At 38.6% G+C, this 15917-nt stretch carries 13 protein-coding genes, 14 tRNA genes, 2 rRNA genes and 1 pseudogene; 26 read left to right on the top strand and 4 right to left on the bottom strand.

Annotation, left to right across the window (positions count from 1 at the left end):
* The 16 genes from ACFOY7_RS02890 to ACFOY7_RS02815 all read left to right on the top strand — a co-directional run.
* Positions 1-278 (top strand): 23S ribosomal RNA (locus ACFOY7_RS02890); the annotation flags it as partial.
* Positions 279-430: 152 nt separating this feature from the next.
* Positions 431-546: ribosomal RNA gene (rrf, locus tag ACFOY7_RS02885) — 5S ribosomal RNA — on the top strand.
* A gap of 13 nt (positions 547-559) precedes the next feature.
* Positions 560-634, top strand: a tRNA-Asn gene (locus ACFOY7_RS02880).
* Between the two features lie 3 nt (positions 635-637).
* Positions 638-729, top strand: a tRNA-Ser gene (locus ACFOY7_RS02875).
* Positions 730-742: 13 nt separating this feature from the next.
* A tRNA-Glu gene (locus ACFOY7_RS02870) sits at positions 743-817 on the top strand.
* Between the two features lie 94 nt (positions 818-911).
* Positions 912-987, top strand: a tRNA-Val gene (locus ACFOY7_RS02865).
* Positions 988-1004: 17 nt separating this feature from the next.
* A tRNA-Met gene (locus ACFOY7_RS02860) sits at positions 1005-1081 on the top strand.
* Between the two features lie 47 nt (positions 1082-1128).
* Positions 1129-1205, top strand: a tRNA-Asp gene (locus ACFOY7_RS02855).
* 35 nt (positions 1206-1240) lie between these two features.
* Positions 1241-1316 (top strand) — tRNA-Phe (locus ACFOY7_RS02850).
* A 28-nt stretch (positions 1317-1344) separates the two neighbouring features.
* Positions 1345-1430: transfer RNA gene (locus ACFOY7_RS02845), tRNA-Tyr, on the top strand.
* Positions 1431-1443: 13 nt separating this feature from the next.
* Positions 1444-1514 (top strand) — tRNA-Trp (locus tag ACFOY7_RS02840).
* A 14-nt stretch (positions 1515-1528) separates the two neighbouring features.
* A tRNA-His gene (locus tag ACFOY7_RS02835) sits at positions 1529-1604 on the top strand.
* A 19-nt stretch (positions 1605-1623) separates the two neighbouring features.
* A tRNA-Gln gene (locus ACFOY7_RS02830) sits at positions 1624-1698 on the top strand.
* 4 nt (positions 1699-1702) lie between these two features.
* Positions 1703-1777, top strand: a tRNA-Gly gene (locus ACFOY7_RS02825).
* Positions 1778-1818: 41 nt separating this feature from the next.
* Positions 1819-1892 (top strand) — tRNA-Cys (locus ACFOY7_RS02820).
* Positions 1893-1903: 11 nt separating this feature from the next.
* Positions 1904-1987: transfer RNA gene (locus ACFOY7_RS02815), tRNA-Leu, on the top strand.
* Positions 1988-2187: 200 nt separating this feature from the next.
* Here ACFOY7_RS02815 and ACFOY7_RS02810 read toward each other — a convergent pair.
* Positions 2188-2308, bottom strand: a pseudogene (locus tag ACFOY7_RS02810) (helix-turn-helix domain-containing protein); the annotation flags it as partial.
* Between the two features lie 291 nt (positions 2309-2599).
* Positions 2600-3523, bottom strand: a complete 924-nt coding sequence (locus ACFOY7_RS02805; protein ID WP_390249210.1) for an ArsR/SmtB family transcription factor — start codon at positions 3521-3523, stop codon at positions 2600-2602.
* Positions 3524-3930: 407 nt separating this feature from the next.
* Here ACFOY7_RS02805 and ACFOY7_RS02800 point away from each other — a divergent pair, with 407 nt between their 5' ends.
* From ACFOY7_RS02800 to ACFOY7_RS02780, 5 genes are all read left to right on the top strand, one after another.
* Positions 3931-5223, top strand: a complete 1293-nt coding sequence (locus tag ACFOY7_RS02800; RefSeq protein ID WP_390249208.1) for an extracellular solute-binding protein — start codon at positions 3931-3933, stop codon at positions 5221-5223.
* Between the two features lie 150 nt (positions 5224-5373).
* The gene (locus tag ACFOY7_RS02795) at positions 5374-6249 is read left to right on the top strand and encodes a carbohydrate ABC transporter permease (RefSeq protein ID WP_390249206.1); all 876 of its coding nucleotides are present in this window, start codon (positions 5374-5376) and stop codon (positions 6247-6249) included.
* 1 nt (position 6250) lies between these two features.
* Positions 6251-7147, top strand: coding sequence for a carbohydrate ABC transporter permease (locus ACFOY7_RS02790; protein WP_390249204.1), 897 nt, complete (start codon positions 6251-6253; stop codon positions 7145-7147).
* A 17-nt stretch (positions 7148-7164) separates the two neighbouring features.
* Positions 7165-8931: a glycoside hydrolase family 2 protein gene (locus ACFOY7_RS02785; RefSeq protein ID WP_390249202.1), complete on the top strand. Its 1767-nt coding sequence runs from the start codon at positions 7165-7167 to the stop codon at positions 8929-8931.
* Positions 8932-9003: 72 nt separating this feature from the next.
* On the top strand, positions 9004-9195 hold the full coding sequence (locus ACFOY7_RS02780) for a glycerophosphodiester phosphodiesterase family protein (RefSeq protein WP_390249200.1): 192 nt from the start codon (positions 9004-9006) through the stop codon (positions 9193-9195).
* A 376-nt stretch (positions 9196-9571) separates the two neighbouring features.
* Here the strand turns inward: ACFOY7_RS02780 and ACFOY7_RS02775 are convergent, their stop codons facing one another.
* Both ACFOY7_RS02775 and ACFOY7_RS02770 read right to left on the bottom strand, forming a co-directional pair.
* Entirely contained in the window at positions 9572-9739 is a 168-nt protein-coding gene (locus ACFOY7_RS02775; RefSeq protein ID WP_390249198.1) for a YfhE family protein, read from the bottom strand.
* Positions 9740-9825: 86 nt separating this feature from the next.
* Positions 9826-10452, bottom strand: a complete 627-nt coding sequence (locus ACFOY7_RS02770) for a 3'-5' exonuclease (protein ID WP_390249196.1) — start codon at positions 10450-10452, stop codon at positions 9826-9828.
* Positions 10453-10800: 348 nt separating this feature from the next.
* On the opposite strand from ACFOY7_RS02770, the gene ACFOY7_RS02765 reads away from it, so the two are divergent.
* From ACFOY7_RS02765 to ACFOY7_RS02745, 5 genes are all read left to right on the top strand, one after another.
* The gene (locus ACFOY7_RS02765) at positions 10801-10989 is read left to right on the top strand and encodes a hypothetical protein (RefSeq protein WP_390249194.1); all 189 of its coding nucleotides are present in this window, start codon (positions 10801-10803) and stop codon (positions 10987-10989) included.
* A 350-nt stretch (positions 10990-11339) separates the two neighbouring features.
* Entirely contained in the window at positions 11340-11513 is a 174-nt protein-coding gene (locus ACFOY7_RS02760; RefSeq protein WP_390249192.1) for a hypothetical protein, read from the top strand.
* A gap of 107 nt (positions 11514-11620) precedes the next feature.
* A complete protein-coding gene (locus ACFOY7_RS02755; RefSeq protein WP_390249190.1) occupies positions 11621-12247 on the top strand; it encodes a TetR/AcrR family transcriptional regulator in 627 nt (208 codons plus the stop codon).
* Between the two features lie 60 nt (positions 12248-12307).
* Positions 12308-13576, top strand: coding sequence for an MFS transporter (locus tag ACFOY7_RS02750; RefSeq protein ID WP_390249188.1), 1269 nt, complete (start codon positions 12308-12310; stop codon positions 13574-13576).
* Positions 13557-15899, top strand: a complete 2343-nt coding sequence (locus ACFOY7_RS02745) for an ABC transporter permease (RefSeq protein ID WP_390249186.1) — start codon at positions 13557-13559, stop codon at positions 15897-15899. The genes ACFOY7_RS02750 and ACFOY7_RS02745 overlap by 20 nt, the downstream gene beginning before the upstream one ends.
* The last annotated feature ends 18 nt before the right edge of the window (positions 15900-15917 follow it).

Below are 15917 nucleotides of genomic sequence, written 5' to 3'. Positions count from 1 at the left end.
TGGGCGTTGGAAGTTTGAGAGGAGCTGTCCTTAGTACGAGAGGACCGGGATGGACACACCGCTGGTGCGCCAGTTGTTCCGCCAGGAGCATCGCTGGGTAGCTACGTGTGGAAGGGATAAGTGCTGAAAGCATCTAAGCATGAAGCCCCCCTCAAGATGAGACTTCCCATCATGTAAATGAGTAAGATCCCTCAGAGACGATGAGGTAGATAGGTTCGAGGTGGAAGCATGGTGACATGTGGAGCTGACGAATACTAATCGATCGAGGACTTAACTAAATCTTATAAAGGTTGTTTGTTGCTTGTCTAATGTTCTTATCTAGTTTTCAAGGTATATTAAAAAAAATACTTGACTTTTCATAAATACATAGTATAATATTCTTTGTCACTTAAATAATTAAGACGAATTAAATTAATACTTATAGTACAAGCTTGGTGACGATAGCGGAGAGGTCACACCTGTTCCCATGCCGAACACAGTAGTTAAGTTCTCCAGCGCCCATGGTAGTTGGGGCATTGCCCCTGCAAGAGTAGGACGTTGCCAAGCAATTAACTTCCATTCCACAGTAGCTCAGTGGTAGAGCAATCGGCTGTTAACCGATCGGTCGTAGGTTCGAGTCCTACCTGTGGAGCCAAATGGAGAGCTGTCCGAGTGGTCGAAGGAGCACGATTGGAAATCGTGTGTGCGGTCAACGCCGTACCGAGGGTTCGAATCCCTCGCTCTCCGCCACTTTTGACATAAAGGCCCGTTGGTCAAGCGGTTAAGACACCGCCCTTTCACGGCGGTAACACGGGTTCGAATCCCGTACGGGTCACCATTATATTAAACCTTTAATATTTCTATGAATAATGGCATGTTAAGTACGCAACTGCCTGTTGCCATAACACATGCACTTGTATATCCTGTAATTTGGAGGATTAGCTCAGCTGGGAGAGCACCTGCCTTACAAGCAGGGGGTCGCAGGTTCGAGCCCTGCATCCTCCACCATTTCAACTTAATATTATCGCGGGGTGGAGCAGTCTGGTAGCTCGTCGGGCTCATAACCCGAAGGTCATAGGTTCAAATCCTATCCCCGCAACCAAAATTATCTTATTAAATTGGTTTTAAAATCAATTTCACACATTTCATGGTCCGGTAGTTCAGTTGGTTAGAATGCCTGCCTGTCACGCAGGAGGTCGCGGGTTCGAGTCCCGTCCGGACCGCCACTAAAACATATCAAAAATATTATCAATCATTTCCTGGCTCGGTAGCTCAGTCGGTAGAGCAACGGACTGAAAATCCGTGTGTCGGCGGTTCGATTCCGTCCCGAGCCACCACTTATTATTTTCACTTTTAATTTTATACGGAGGGATAGCGAAGTTGGCCAAACGCGACGGACTGTAAATCCGTTCCCATCGGGTTCGTAGGTTCGAGTCCTACTCCCTCCACCATTTTATATATTGTAGGGGTATAGTTTAACGGTAGAACAGAGGTCTCCAAAACCTCCAGTGTGGGTTCGATTCCTACTACCCCTGTTTTCTGTATGATGGCGATCATGGCGAAGTGGTTAACGCACCGGATTGTGGTTCCGGCACGCGTGGGTTCGATCCCCACTGGTCGCCCCATTTAATGAATCTTTTATATTGGGCTATAGCCAAGCGGTAAGGCAACGGTTTTTGGTTCCGTCATGCGTTGGTTCGAATCCAGCTAGCCCAGCCATTTTGCGGAAGTAGTTCAGTGGTAGAACACCACCTTGCCAAGGTGGGGGTCGCGGGTTCGAATCCCGTCTTCCGCTCCATTTGCATATAATATATAAACAAATCATATATATAAGATTAAGGCGGCATAGCCAAGTGGTAAGGCAGAGGTCTGCAAAACCTTTATCACCGGTTCAAATCCGGTTGCCGCCTCCATTTTTATTTGTGCCGGTGTGGCGGAATTGGCAGACGCGCGGGACTCAAAATCCCGTGTCCTCACGGACGTGTCGGTTCGACCCCGACCACCGGTATCTAAAACGTTTATAGGACGGCGTTCTCTACGGAGTGCGTCGTCTTTTTGCGTTCATTTTATCGCTGGATGAAGTAAGTTACGTAAGCTTATAGGAAACATCTCGTGTTCGTTTTGGGATAATTCAATTGGGTAGTATAGTATTATCTTAATGATGATGTGGCAAGGTCTCTCTTTCAAGCAAAAAGAGATGCAGAACTATAATCCTCTTCCTTTTTCTTGGTAGGTGGTGTTCCATCTACCCAAAAAATAGTTAAATACAAAGCGAGCACACCCTATCGTTTTTAGCGATCAGAATTTCCTGTTCTGTGTTGGGATAGATTCGAAACTTATAAGCTTTCTTTTCTTCACTAACATCATTTCCACCTCTTTGTCAAGAACGCTTGTTCTCACGATATTTTTTTGCGGAAAGCAAGTCTAGAAAAATGAATAATCGGGCAGTCAATATGGCAGAAATTATCCATAGCCCTCAGGCGATTCATCTCCCACTTACTCGCTCATGCTCCTCTAAGTGAGAGCCTTCTCACCTTAAACTGATAAAAAAGTCAAAAAGAAAAACAATCTACACGTCTACAGATTTACATGTAGATGTGTAGATTTCTATAATTCCCTGTTAAGAAAAATTTACTTTCAACTTTATATCTTGAGGATAGTTACCGAATTCCCGACCGAATAAATTGATGCCACCTTTGTGGATAGCATCATCTTTTATTCCTATTCTAAAGGATAGGAAATCATGTTTTGACAAGTTTAAATTATCTACAGTGACATTAGAAAGATGAAAGTCATCTATCATCGAACTATCATTGGTGACTTTCCATGTCTTTAGCGTGCCGTATTGTGTCCTGTTGGTTTTTTTCCAATATTCTGGGTTTAGCATTCCGGGCCGGTCTCCAAAATCTCCGGGACTCCTCCAGGTTCCAATCTCCACATCGTTAAACCAGACCGTGATATCAGAAGGCCAATTATGGTCATAGCTTGGCGCTTCAGAACATAATTCCATGGAGATTTGGACAGAGTCTACTTTTGATTCTTCTGGAATGACCAAGGGGAATTTGTACTCAAAGTATCCCTTTCTTGTCCATATAATTTGAGCATTAGTGCGATGAGGGCTAAAGAAGTGAACTGGCTGATCTTCTGGAACAAGGATTTTTTCGTGATTAGCCATTCCGCAGGTGGGTACAACACTGAAATCGACATAATGTCCAATGGGAATCTCCATCTCAAAACTTTTGTAATTACTTTTGTGATCCTTAGGGTCATTTAACTGAATGCGAATATCATCAAAATTTCTGGTACATACTTTCATCGCACCTCTGCTAGCGGGTCGCAATTCGGTTAATATCAATCCCGCCTCTTCCAGTACTTTGACATGAGAAGCCGCAGTGGAAACAGGAATCTGCAAGCTATCTGCTAACTGATGTACGTTAGCATTTCTGGTGTTTAATAAATTAATAATTTCCAAACGAATTTTTGAGGACAGTGCACGTGAAACTTTTTGTAGGTCCTCCGGTTTTTTTATAGATAATTCTAGCAACGTTACTCTCCCACCTTTTCTTTATGAATTAGCTTTTATTTGCAAATAAACTGTTTATAAACAAATTTTTCGAATAGATAAAGTTATTGTACTATATTTATTAGTCTTTAATCAATTAGTGAATTTTTGACGAAATAGTTTTCATTGAGATGGGTCCAGTAAGAATAGGGATGTTTCCAATCAAAAGCAGCATTTAGTTTTTAAGTGTATTCTATTTTACAATGTTAATTAACTAACCGACCTAAAGAAGAAAGTTAAAACTGTGTAAAGTTTGTTTTAATACAGTAAATTTGTAATAAACAGATTGACTTTCCCTTTATACAAGCTTATTCTTTTGTCTAAAGGTATTATTTTAATTAATCATACCGATTTTTTGTAATTAAACTTTAAAAACAGGAGGTAATTGTATGAAAAAGAGGTTTGGTGCGATTTTGGGGATTTTGATGATAGCTGTTATACTAGCTGCCTGTTCGGGATCTGGTGGAGATAGCGCGAATGCTGGGTCCGAAGGTGAGCCGACTGAGCTGCTGATGTGGAACCTTTTTGCTGCGGGTGATGCGAAATTCATGCAAAATATTGTCGATGAATTTAATGAAAGCCAGGATGAATATGTTGTAGAGAATGTCACACAGGAAAATTCAGAGTATTACACGAAGCTCATTACTAGTATAGGTGCTGGAAAAGGTCCGGATATAGCAATATCCCATACCAATGTTTTACCAGAACTTGTAAGCCAAGGCCTTGTGACAGAATTAAATAGTCTCGCCGAAGAAGTAGGCGTGGAGTGGAATGAATATAATGAGAACATTCTTGATGCGACCATTTATAATGATCTCCACTACGCAGTTCCGATGGACACTCATCCTCAAATTATGTATATAAATAATGATATTGTAGAAGAAGTCGGACTTCTAAATGAGGATGGAACTATACAAATGGAACAATCTCCGGAAGGTTTTATTGATTTTTTCCAAACCATTAAGGAAGAACATCCAAATGAAGTGCTGCCGTTAGCCTCTTCCTCAAGTGGTACAAATCCGTATTGGTTATGGTGGGGCTTTTACAATCAGCTTGGAGGAGAAAAACTTTTATCTGATAATTTAGAAAACCCTACATATGAAATTGATTATGAAAAAGCAGTCAAAGCAGCAAACTTTGTAAAAGGGCTATATCATGAAAATGAAATTATTCGGCTTAATGTAAGTGACTACTACCCGGATTTCCAGTCAGGCAATGCAGCCGCCATAATCGCTGGCGTATGGGCAACAGGGACTTGGGAAAGTACTGAAGGTCTTAATTTCACTCCTATGCCCATCCCGAACATTTTTGGAGAAAAAGGGGCATGGGCAAACTCACATACATTTGTTCTTCCTTATAGTGAGAATGCGGATCAACACACTCAAGAGGGAGCTTTAAAGTTTATGGATTTCGCTGCTGACAAAGGCGCTATGTGGGCACAGGCTGGTCATATCCCAGCCAAAACGACGGTGATTGAATCGGAAGGGTTCAAGGAAATCCCATACCGTAGTCAGTATGCAGAAGTAGCAGAGTATGCAGACTTTGTAGACCGTAACGTGCATGCGCGTGGAGTAGAATCAATCGTTATACGTCATCTGGATACAGTATGGTCTGGAGATACTTCTGCTGAAGATGCTTTTGACAAAATTGAAGCTGAAGTGAAGAAATTAATTGGAGAATAAGTGAGAAGAAGGTAAGAGGGTGTTTAAAGATCAGTGTGTTCTATTATGATTACCAAATAGTGATTATATCCACTAAAAGGAGTATACAATTTGGAAGAAGAAAGCTGACTTGCAACACCCTCTTTTATCTTTTGCCGGGGAGGGAAGTTCATGAGTAAAAAGGCATTGAAACAAGACTTAAGGGCATCTCTTTTCATTATGCCTTTTTTGATAACCTATATGATTTTCACTATATTTCCTATTATAAAAGGGTTGGAAATGAGTTTATATGAATGGACATTGGTCAGGAAATTAGAGTTTGTAGGTTTGGAGAACTATCAAAAGATGTTAGGAGACTCCAAATTCTGGCGAACACTCTGGAATACAACTCTTTTTGTTATTTTTACCACACCTACAATGGTGATTTTAGCGTTAATACTAGCTTTATTGGCAAATATGAGAACAAGACTCCAAACATTTTTTCGAAGTGCTTTTTTCATACCTAGTATTTTATCGGTTGCAGTTATTTCATTTCTTACAGTTTTCATGCTACAACCATATACCGGGCTTGTGAACACGGTTCTTCATAGTATCGGAATTGAGGCAGAACCGTTTTGGACTACAGATACAGTTCTTGCCTGGATAACTATTGTAGTAGTTACGCTGTGGTGGACGGTCGGATTTAATATGATATTGTTTCTTGCAGGATTGCAGGATATACCCGGATCTTTATATGAGGCAAGTGAGATAGATGGAGCAACACCATGGCAGCAGTTTCTCCATATTACATTACCTCAGCTCATACCTATTGGAAGGATTGTTTTGCTTCTTCAAATACTCGCTTCTTATAAAGTATTCGCCCAAATATTGCTCATAACTGAAGGTGGGCCAAATGGTGCAACAAGGCCACTGATTCAGTATATATATGAAGTAGGATTTACTCAGAACAATTTAGGTTATGCAGCTACGATGTCCTATGCATTATTCTTTCTTCTATTAATATTATCTATAATCCAGCTGAGGAGTCAGAGATTGGAGGAGAAGTAATATGGAGAAATTTAATAGGCAAGTAGGTAATAAAAACAAGCCAAAAGGCTATAATAGACAATCTGGAATGTTTAATAAAAACCGGTATCCAATGCACAGGTTAAAAATAACACTGGGATTGATTTTAGCAGTGTTGTTTTTATTTCCGGTCATCTGGATGTTATTTGTTTCTATAAAACCGAATGGGTTTTCTACGACCAATCCAGCGGAATGGTTCATACCACCTTTTACAATCGTAAATTACATTGACTTACTTACAGAAAGCCATCTTCTGCGTTGGCTATTCAACAGTCTTTTTGTAGCGGTTATGACAACGATACTTACCTTGTTCTTAACATCATTGGCTGCTTTTGCTATCTCAAAGATGCAATTTCGTTACAAATATTTCATTTATCTATTTTTTTTACTGGGATTAATGATTCCTGGGGAAGCAACGATCATTCCCTTATATGAAATTGCAAAAAGCCTCCATTTGCTAGATAGCTATGCAGGGCTTATTCTGCCGATGGTAGCTTCACCACTTGGTGTTATCATATTGAAAAGTTTTTTTGACGGAGTACCTGAAGAAGTGATTGAAAGTGCAATAATGGATGGCTGCTCCTACTTTAAAATATTTTATAAAATCGTTTTGCCTCTTGCAAAACCAGCATTAGCTTCAATAGGTATACTCACATTTATTGGTTCCTGGAACGACTTTTTGTGGCCATTTCTTTCCATCTTATCGGAATCATTATATACGCTTCCAGTTGGAATTCCTGTATTTAATTCAACATATTCTCAGGCGTATGTATTGCCGATGACAGCTAACGCTATCGCTTCCATCCCGGTTATTATTGCATTTTTAATATTTGAAAAGCAAATTGTAAAAGGTATCAGTTCTACAGGAATAAAAGGATAATAAAGGAGAAATTATACTTGAATACAAAAACAAACTATCAGCGAACAGAATATCCGCGTCCGCAATACTATCGAGAGTCGTGGCAGAATTTAAACGGTATCTGGAAATTTGCATTCGATGATCAAAATGAAGGAGAAAAAAATCACTGGTATCAGAATCCGAATTTTTCTACGGACATACAGGTTCCGTTCACCTATGAAACAGAAGCGAGCGGGATTGGAGAGCAAACCTTTCATCCTTATGTCTGGTATCACCGTTCATTTCAAATACCTGAAAAAGAGACAGAAAAACAGGTGATTTTACGCTTTCAAGCATCGGATTATCTTACCAAGGTATGGGTGAATGACAGTTATATTGGTAGCCATGCTGGTGGAAACTCAGCTTTCTCGTTTGATATAACCAACGCCGTTGAGGGAACGGAAATTAATAAACTCGTTGTAAAGGTAGAAGACAGTCATAGCTGTATCCAGCCAAGGGGAAAGCAACGATGGACCGATGAAAATTTCAGTTGTTGGTATGTGCAGACCACTGGCATTTGGCAGACAGTATGGCTGGAGTTCCTACAGGAAAAAAGCATCGAAAATGTAAAAATAACCCCTGATCTAGATGCTAATTCGGTTGCCTTCGATTATAAGTTTAAGGGGAAAATGGAAGAAAATGATATAGTAGAGACGACAATTACCTTTAAAGGGAAAATAATAAGACAATTTTCTTTCGCTCCTGAGCGTTCGACGATGCATATGGAAACAGATCTTTTGACTGACTTGAGTGAATGGAAAATCCATACTTGGAGCCCTGAAAATCCGAACTTGTATGAGGTTACCTTCCGGATGAAAACAGATGGAAAATTGACAGACGAGGTGACTTCCTATTTTGGTATGCGGAAAATTTCGATTAAAGACGGACAAGTTCTTCTCAACAACAGACCGATTTACCAAAAACTCTTATTGGATCAAGGATACTGGCCAGACACAATGCTCACTCCTCCTTCAGACGAAGCGATGTTAGAAGATATTGAAAAAACGATAGAAATGGGTTTTAACGGAGTCAGGAAACATCAGAAATTGGAAGATGAACGTTTCTTGTATTGGTGTGACAAAAAAGGGCTGCTTGTGTGGTCGGAAATGGCAGCCACATATGAATTTTCAGATACAGCAGTGGATAACTTCACCAAAGAATGGCTGGAAATCATACAGCAGCATTATAACCACCCTTCTATTATTACATGGGTGCCATTTAATGAGTCATGGGGACTGCCTAATATCTTCACTGATAAGCAGCAACAGGCATTTACAGAATCTATTTACTACTTAACGAAATCTATTGATCCAAACCGTCCAGTGATTGTGAATGATGGTTGGGAGCATACCATTTCGGACATAATAACCCTGCACGATTATGAAGAGAGCGGAAGTGCGTTCATAAAAAGATACGGAGATAAAGATCGAATCCTAGGCAATAAGATACCGCATGACAAAAAAAAATACGCCTTTGCACAAGGCTATGAATATAATGGGCAACCTGTCATAATTTCGGAATACGGGGGTATCGCCTTCCAAGACGGAAAAGGGTGGGGCTATGGTAATCAAGTAGCCAGTGAAGAAGACTTTCTTCATAGATACCTTGATATTACAAACGCTATAAAATCCATACCTTATATTAATGGATACTGCTATACCCAGACGACAGATGTTCAACAGGAAGTCAATGGGCTTCTGAAAAAAGACCGTATACCGAAAATCGGCCTAAATAAGATAAAAGCAGTTAATGATACAATTGTGTAATTAAAATGCCTCACATAAACTTTTTTACAGGAATATTATGGTTTCCCATCGAGGTGGGAGAAAAGAAGAAGCGTGAATATTGGTTCTGAATTTTACACACAAGGGTTCTCTGACAGAGGCCCTTCGAAATACCCTAACGGTAATAGAAAAAGCAATCAGGCATCATTTCAGGCAATCGAATTGGATGTGCATCTCACCAAAGATAACCTCCTGGTGGTTATTCATGACCACCAGTTTTCACGGTTTATAGAACTACTTGAATAACGGATACGTTTAAAACGTCAGGATAGTCATTATAAGCTTTCGACATAGTTAGTCGATTAGCTCACTTATTATCTATATAGTAATGTTGATAATTTGTATCGCCAGCAAATGGTAAGGATAGGCTATGCTTATAAATAAATTAGGATGGCCTTACGAGATTATCAGGTGAAAAGGTTAATGGTTGTTTAAGATTGCGGGAATGGAGGTACTCCTTTTCCAGAGAGCCTGACATGAGAAATCCCATTGCTTAGATAGGAAGCTATCTTTCTATTGGGAGTGCATAACTCAATTGCAATCTTCAACTTGAAATTCAAATACTCCCACATAAGTGACAAGTAAAAGAAAAAAGCAGCTATGAAAGCTGCTTTCATAAGACCTATCTTTTTAAGTTAGGATTTTCCCTTTTGGCTTCTGTCACTTTGGGTTTTCGATAGCCACCAGCAATATCAGCTTGTTTAAATGCTTTAGCATAAATGACTTCCTGAGCGTCTGATGGTTGATGCCCATTTCCTCCTACAGGCTGATACTGTGTTTTTTTAGACATAGTGCTCATCCTTTCTATTGGAATTGGGTTATAAATAACATTTCCCCTTTATAAAATGTGATAAACATGGTGACAATAATCTTACTTTATCCATTTAGTTGATTTACTCTACTATATTTTCTGAGAGACTTTCTCGAAGATTTAGCAGCAATGTAACCACCGTCAAATAGTTTACCGGGAATTAATTTGTGCATTTGGATTAGCTCGTCTGCTTTATCGACATCACTTTCGATCAGTGCATGTTGAAAGATCCTGGCTGCTACTCTAGCATCCTCTAAGGCATTGTGGTGGCTGAATGTTATGTTTTTCAATTCAGCGATTGTGTTCAATTTATAATTATATAATCCTGGCCATACTATTTTTGAGATAATAAGTGTGCATAAGTAGTCTATCTTTGGCGTTATGATGTCAAAATGATCTAAAGTATGCCTCAACACACTCATATCGAAACTAGCATTATGAGCTAGACTAACATGACAGGTTAAATAATTGCTCAATTCATCCCAGATCTCAGAAAAAGTAGGTGCTTCCCAAACATTTGCTTCTGTAATGCCATGAATCATGGAGTTATATGGATCAAACTCCATGTTTGGATTTATTAGCGTGTAATACTCTTCAAGAATTTCCTCTTTATTAAAAACGACCACTCCCACTGCACAAGGACTAAATCGCTCTTTATTCGCAGTTTCGAAGTCTATAGCTACATAATTCAAATACTTCACACCCTTAATCTTTTAACACTTTGTGAATCTATGCTTAAGACTATTTTACGTAAATATAAGCTTAGAACACAAGTGAAAAATTGTGATAATTGATAATGAAGTCACAATGAAGAAAAATAAGATAGATAGAAAACTATTTTTTGAAAAAGCTGCAAAAATTCACGATAATAATTTACTAGAAATGGAGTGACAGGGAAAAATGGCGATCGATAGCGAGTGGAAGGATAAAAATTGGGTAACCTTAGTAGACAGTATAACTTCAGCAAATGGGTATCAGCCTTTAATTCAAGATAAATTAGGTTTTAATGAGGTGTTGGATAAAGGTGTTAGCGGCAGACAATGGCAAATAGAACAGTCAATGGAGATGGAACAACTACAACAGGAAAAACAGTTGACTATTCTCTTTATGATCTAGTTACAATTGCTGCAGGAACGAATGAATTTAAATTAGATGTCCCTCTAGGTACATTAAGTAAAATCGGTGACCTGCTCATGGCATTTAAAGCACCACTCAATGCCAAATCATGAAAAAAATGACCAGCTCATGGCATTTAAAGCGCCACGCAATGCCAAATCATGAAAAAAATGACCAGCTCATGGCATTCAAAACACCACTCAATGCCAAACCATGAAAAAAATGACCAGCTCATGGCATTCAAAACACCACTCAATGCCAAATTAAGAAAAGAATGACCTGCTCATGGCATTTAAAGCACCACTCAATGCCAAATCATGAAAATAATGACCAGCTCATGGCATTCAAAACACCACTCAATGCCAAATCATGAAAAAGATGACCAGCTCATGGCATTCAAAACACCACTCAATGCCAAATCATGAAAAAGATGACCAGCTCATGGCATTCAAAGCGCCGCTCAATGCCAAACCAAGGAAAAAATGACCAGCTCATGGCATTTAAAACACCCCTCAATGCCAAATGCACTGGATCTGCTCTATTCGGTAGATCCTTTTCAAATCGATCAAAATGTTTTAATGGGGAATTGCTAAACAATTTAACAGATGGGAGATCAGGTGGGGGACGGGATAGATAAATTAATAGAATGGGCTTTTAATAAAAATATATTGACAGGAAGAAAATGGAGATGTAAACTATTTATAGACTGACGGTCGGTCTAATAAGGCGGATAGGAGCTTTTTTATGAGAATTAGTAAAGATTACGATGAAAGAAGAAATGAAATTCTTGATACGGCTGAAAGATTATTTCATACGAAAGGATATGAGAAGTGTACAGTTAATGAAATATTGAAAGAGGTACAAATTGCAAAAGGTACTTTTTATTATTATTTTAAATCGAAAAAAGAAGTGTTAGATGCAGTGGTTTCAAGATATTCAGAACTTATAATCAGCAGATGTGAAGAAGTATTAAAGAGAGATGCCCTTACTCCTGAAGAAAAACTGATGCACCTATTTCTGTCGATGAGGATAAATAATGAAGTGGGCAAGGATGTACTTGATGAGATGCATAAGCCTGAGAATGCTTTATTACATCAGCAAACCTTGAAGGAGATTGTTACAGGTATGGCACCTATTTTGGTCAAGGTCATTGAAGAAGGAATGGAAAAGAAAGTTTGGTATTGTAAATATCCGTTAGAATATATGCAAATTTTTCTGGCATCATCTTTATCGTTAACAGATGAAGGTATATTTGACGTCGACGCAGATTCCCAGCAAAGAATTCTAGTTGCATTAATTTCGTTGTTGGAGAAAATGCTTGATGTGCCGGAAGATACATTCTTGGAGTTGTTTAATCAAAACTGGGGTTAGGTGGAAAATGAAGAAGTTGAAAAAATATCGATAGGATAGGGGACCAGGATGAAAGATTTTATGATGATATGGACAGGTAATCTTGTTTCTAGCATTGGCAGCGGAATGACTGCATTTGCTGTAGCGGTATATGTTTATCAGAGTACGGGAAGTGCGACATGGGTATCTATTGCTACACTTTTAGCATATCTTCCGACAATTCTTCTAAGTCCTGTTGGAGGGATTCTTGCTGATCGTTATGACAGAAGGCTGATGATGATTTGTGGTGATTCATTATCAGTGATAGGTCTTCTTGTAATATTTTTTAGTATTCAGGCAGGTAATACAGGAATCCTGCCAGTACTCTTGGGCGTTACGGTTAGTTCTATTTTTGTATCGTTACTTGGTCCTGCTTACAAGGCTACTGTAACAGATCTCCTTTCTGAAGAACAATATGCAAAAGCAAACGGCATGATTCAGATTTCTGGTGCATCCAGATATTTAATCTCACCTTTTATAGCGGGAATCATTCTTTCTTTTGCGGATATCAGAATTATTTTACTCTTAGATATGGCAACAGTTTTTATAACTGTTTTGGTAGTAGCATATGTACGAAAAAATATTCAGACTGTTAAGAAACGTACAGATAAATTTAACTTTTTTAGAGAATTTAAGGAAGGAATGAGGAGTATAACAGCTAATAAAGGGGTCAGCAGCTTGGTAATACTAATGGCATTCATGTGTTTTTTTGTTGCTTTTATCCAAACGCTGATGGCACCAATGATTCTAGCTTTTGCTGATGCGAAAACTCTTGGATTTATGGAGTCTGTTAGTGCTGTCGGAATGCTAGTTGGCAGTGTCATTATTGGTATATTCAATATTAAAAACAATTTCCCGAAAGTTCTTACCGTTTCTTTAATGGCAGCAGGTGTATTTATGGCAATGACAGGTACGACCACAAATATTTGGCTAATCGTAGTTTTCTGCTTTTTGTTTTTCACAGCATTGCCATTTATTAATACCTGTGCAGACGTGTTAATCCGAAAAAGGATACCCAATGAATTACAGGGCAGGGCATGGGGAATGATCAGTGTGTTAACACAGGTTGGCTATGTAGCGGCATATGCAGTTTGTGGTCTGTTGGCTGACTATCTATTTGTACCAATGCTGATGGAAGACGGCATTCTTGCAGGAAGTGTAGGGCAGTGGATTGGAACGGGAGAAGGACGGGGGATTGGATTCATGCTTATTATAACTGGAATGGTAATGTTTGGGATGGCATTTATCTTTGGTACAAATAAAAGCATTACAGAGATGAGGGGGACTGCAAATGAAGTGGGTGCTAATTAAGAATGATTTAAAAAGGAATAAAGTGATTAATATTGCATTGTTTTTATTTATGATTTTATCGGCAGTTCTTGCAATCTCGTCCATTATGATGGCAACACAAACATTTACATCCATATCCAATTTATATAAGACAGCACAGCCCCCTCATTTCCTTCAAATGCACAAAGGAGTAATCAATCAGGAAGAAATAGATGGATTTATGTCATCCTACGAAGATGTGACTTACTGGCAGACACAAACAACGATTGCTGTCTATGGCGAGTCACTTACAGTTATTGGTGACAATCAATCATATAATCTCTCTAACTCTCAGCTTGATATTAGTTTGGTAAAACAGAATGAAACTAAGGATTTACTATTAAATTCGGAACATGAAAAGGTAAAACTTTCAGAAGGTGAAATTGGTATTCCCGTATTATTAAAAGAAACGTATGGGATAGAGATTGGTGATCATATTAGGTTGACCAGCGATGGTGTTACTAAGGAATTTGTAATAAGAGAGTTCATTTTGGATTCCATGATGAATTCTACGATGGCTTCTTCAACGAGAATTTTGTTAAATGATGAAGACTTTGACATGCTCGAAGGACAGGTTGGAGAGAATGAATATTTGATAGAAGCGTATTTAACCGAATCAAGTGAGGCCTCGAATCTTCAAACAGCTTATGAAAATGCAGCTCTTCCTCAGAATGGTCAGACAATAACCTACACGATTATTTTTCTTCTAAGTGCTTTAACAGATATCATTACTGTATTCGTTTTGCTTCTGGTAAGTCTGCTTTTAATCATTGTTTCTTTTATTTGTGTCAAGTATACCATGATGGCTACTTTGGAAGAGGAAATCAATGAAATTGGTACAATGAAAGCCATTGGACTTCCTTTTACTGAAATTAGAGACTTATATCTATATAAATACAGGGCATTAGCGATGGCAAGTGTAATGGGAGGGTATATTCTAGCATTGCTAATTAGCAATGTGCTTACAAAGCATATAACTGCAACATTTGGTAATACTGGGATGGCCCCTTTGACAATTTTTCTATCACTGATTGGCGGCTTGCTCGTGTATCTCCTTATTATCTATTATTGTAAAAGGCTATTAAAGAAAATAAAAAAGATAAATGTTGTTGACGCTTTAGTCCGGGGCAAAGGATTTGAAAAAGATAGAAAAGGTATAAGCAACGGGCTATATAAATCAAAGAAACTTCCTGTTAACTGGCTTATGGGAATACGAGAAGTTTTCTTTCAGTTTAAAAGCTGGATCATTGTATGTGTTGTTGTATTAATTGCTGTTCTGATGATACTGATTCCTGTTAATCTGATGACTACCTTTGAGGCACCTGAATTTATTACCTATATGGGAAGTTCTCAAGAGGATATTTTAATTGAAGTGGAAAACGGAGAAAAGCTTGCAACCAACTATGAAAATGTGAAAAAAGTATTAGAAAATGATGAGACAGTCGAAAACTATTACGAATATCGTAGAATACGCGTACAAGCCGCTGGTGGTGAAAAGGAACGGGTAAATCTTCATATAGACAATGGGATTAACTCAGGGGCGGAGCTGCAGTATCTTAGTGGAAAAGCTCCCGTAAAGGGAAATGAAATTGCTCTTTCTTATCTTAACGCCGAAAAAACCGGAAAAGGTACTGGTGATAAAATCATGCTTTACTTTAATGATAAAGCGCAGGAGTTTGTTGTTTCCGGAATTTATCAGGATGTTACAAGCGGCGGATATACAGCAAAGGCACAGCACAATTTTTCTGGACTTACTACCGAAAAGTACACCTTTTCAGTAAATCTTCAGGATCATGTTGATGTGGGTAAAAGCGCGGAGGAATGGTCTGAAATTCTTGGGACAGGGGTATCAGTAAATCCGATGGAGGAATTCATTAACCAAACCTTGGGCGGAGTTGTAAAGCAGCTGAAGACAATTGTATTAGCGAGTGCCATTATTGGGGTATTTTTAGCAATCCTTATTACGGTGATGTTTCTGAAATTGCGTCTGGCAAAGGATTTATCGGAAATCGCAGCACTAAAAGCGATCGGTTTCTCTGAACTTGATATAAATCAACAATACTTAGTGAAAATAGGCAGTATTTCCGCAACCGGTATTTTGGTTGGAATCTTCTTTTCTAATGTCTTGGGTGAGAGACTTATTAACAGTGCATTAAGTGTTTCAGGACTCGGGATTAAGAAGGTTGAACTTATTAGCAACCCCGTAATCGAATATATTATCTGTCCAATGCTTTTAATGATGCTAATACTTTTTGTAACATGGATGGTTATGAGAAAAATGAAAAACTATCATTTCCGTTATTAATGATTAGAAAACGAAGAG

The sequence above is a fragment of the Gracilibacillus xinjiangensis genome, assembly GCF_042651765.1.
Taxonomy (GTDB): domain Bacteria; phylum Bacillota; class Bacilli; order Bacillales; family Amphibacillaceae; genus Gracilibacillus; species Gracilibacillus xinjiangensis.
Note: the sequence above shows the minus strand (reverse complement) of the source record. Positions and strands in the feature narration are given on the sequence as shown.

What these genes read in the sequence shown, in the direction of transcription:
- ACFOY7_RS02800 (WP_390249208.1), top strand. Translation starts at nt 3,931, where the DNA reads ATGAAAAAGAGGTTTGGTGCGATTTTGGGGATTTTGATGATAGCTGTT.
- ACFOY7_RS02795 (WP_390249206.1), top strand. Translation starts at nt 5,374, where the DNA reads ATGAGTAAAAAGGCATTGAAACAAGACTTAAGGGCATCTCTTTTCATT.
- ACFOY7_RS02790 (WP_390249204.1), top strand. Translation starts at nt 6,251, where the DNA reads ATGGAGAAATTTAATAGGCAAGTAGGTAATAAAAACAAGCCAAAAGGC.
- ACFOY7_RS02775 (WP_390249198.1), bottom strand. Translation starts at nt 9,739, where the DNA reads ATGTCTAAAAAAACACAGTATCAGCCTGTAGGAGGAAATGGGCATCAA.
- ACFOY7_RS02765 (WP_390249194.1), top strand. Translation starts at nt 10,801, where the DNA reads ATGGCAAATAGAACAGTCAATGGAGATGGAACAACTACAACAGGAAAA.
- ACFOY7_RS02760 (WP_390249192.1), top strand. Translation starts at nt 11,340, where the DNA reads ATGCCAAACCAAGGAAAAAATGACCAGCTCATGGCATTTAAAACACCC.
- ACFOY7_RS02755 (WP_390249190.1), top strand. Translation starts at nt 11,621, where the DNA reads ATGAGAATTAGTAAAGATTACGATGAAAGAAGAAATGAAATTCTTGAT.
- ACFOY7_RS02750 (WP_390249188.1), top strand. Translation starts at nt 12,308, where the DNA reads ATGATGATATGGACAGGTAATCTTGTTTCTAGCATTGGCAGCGGAATG.
- ACFOY7_RS02745 (WP_390249186.1), top strand. Translation starts at nt 13,557, where the DNA reads ATGAAGTGGGTGCTAATTAAGAATGATTTAAAAAGGAATAAAGTGATT.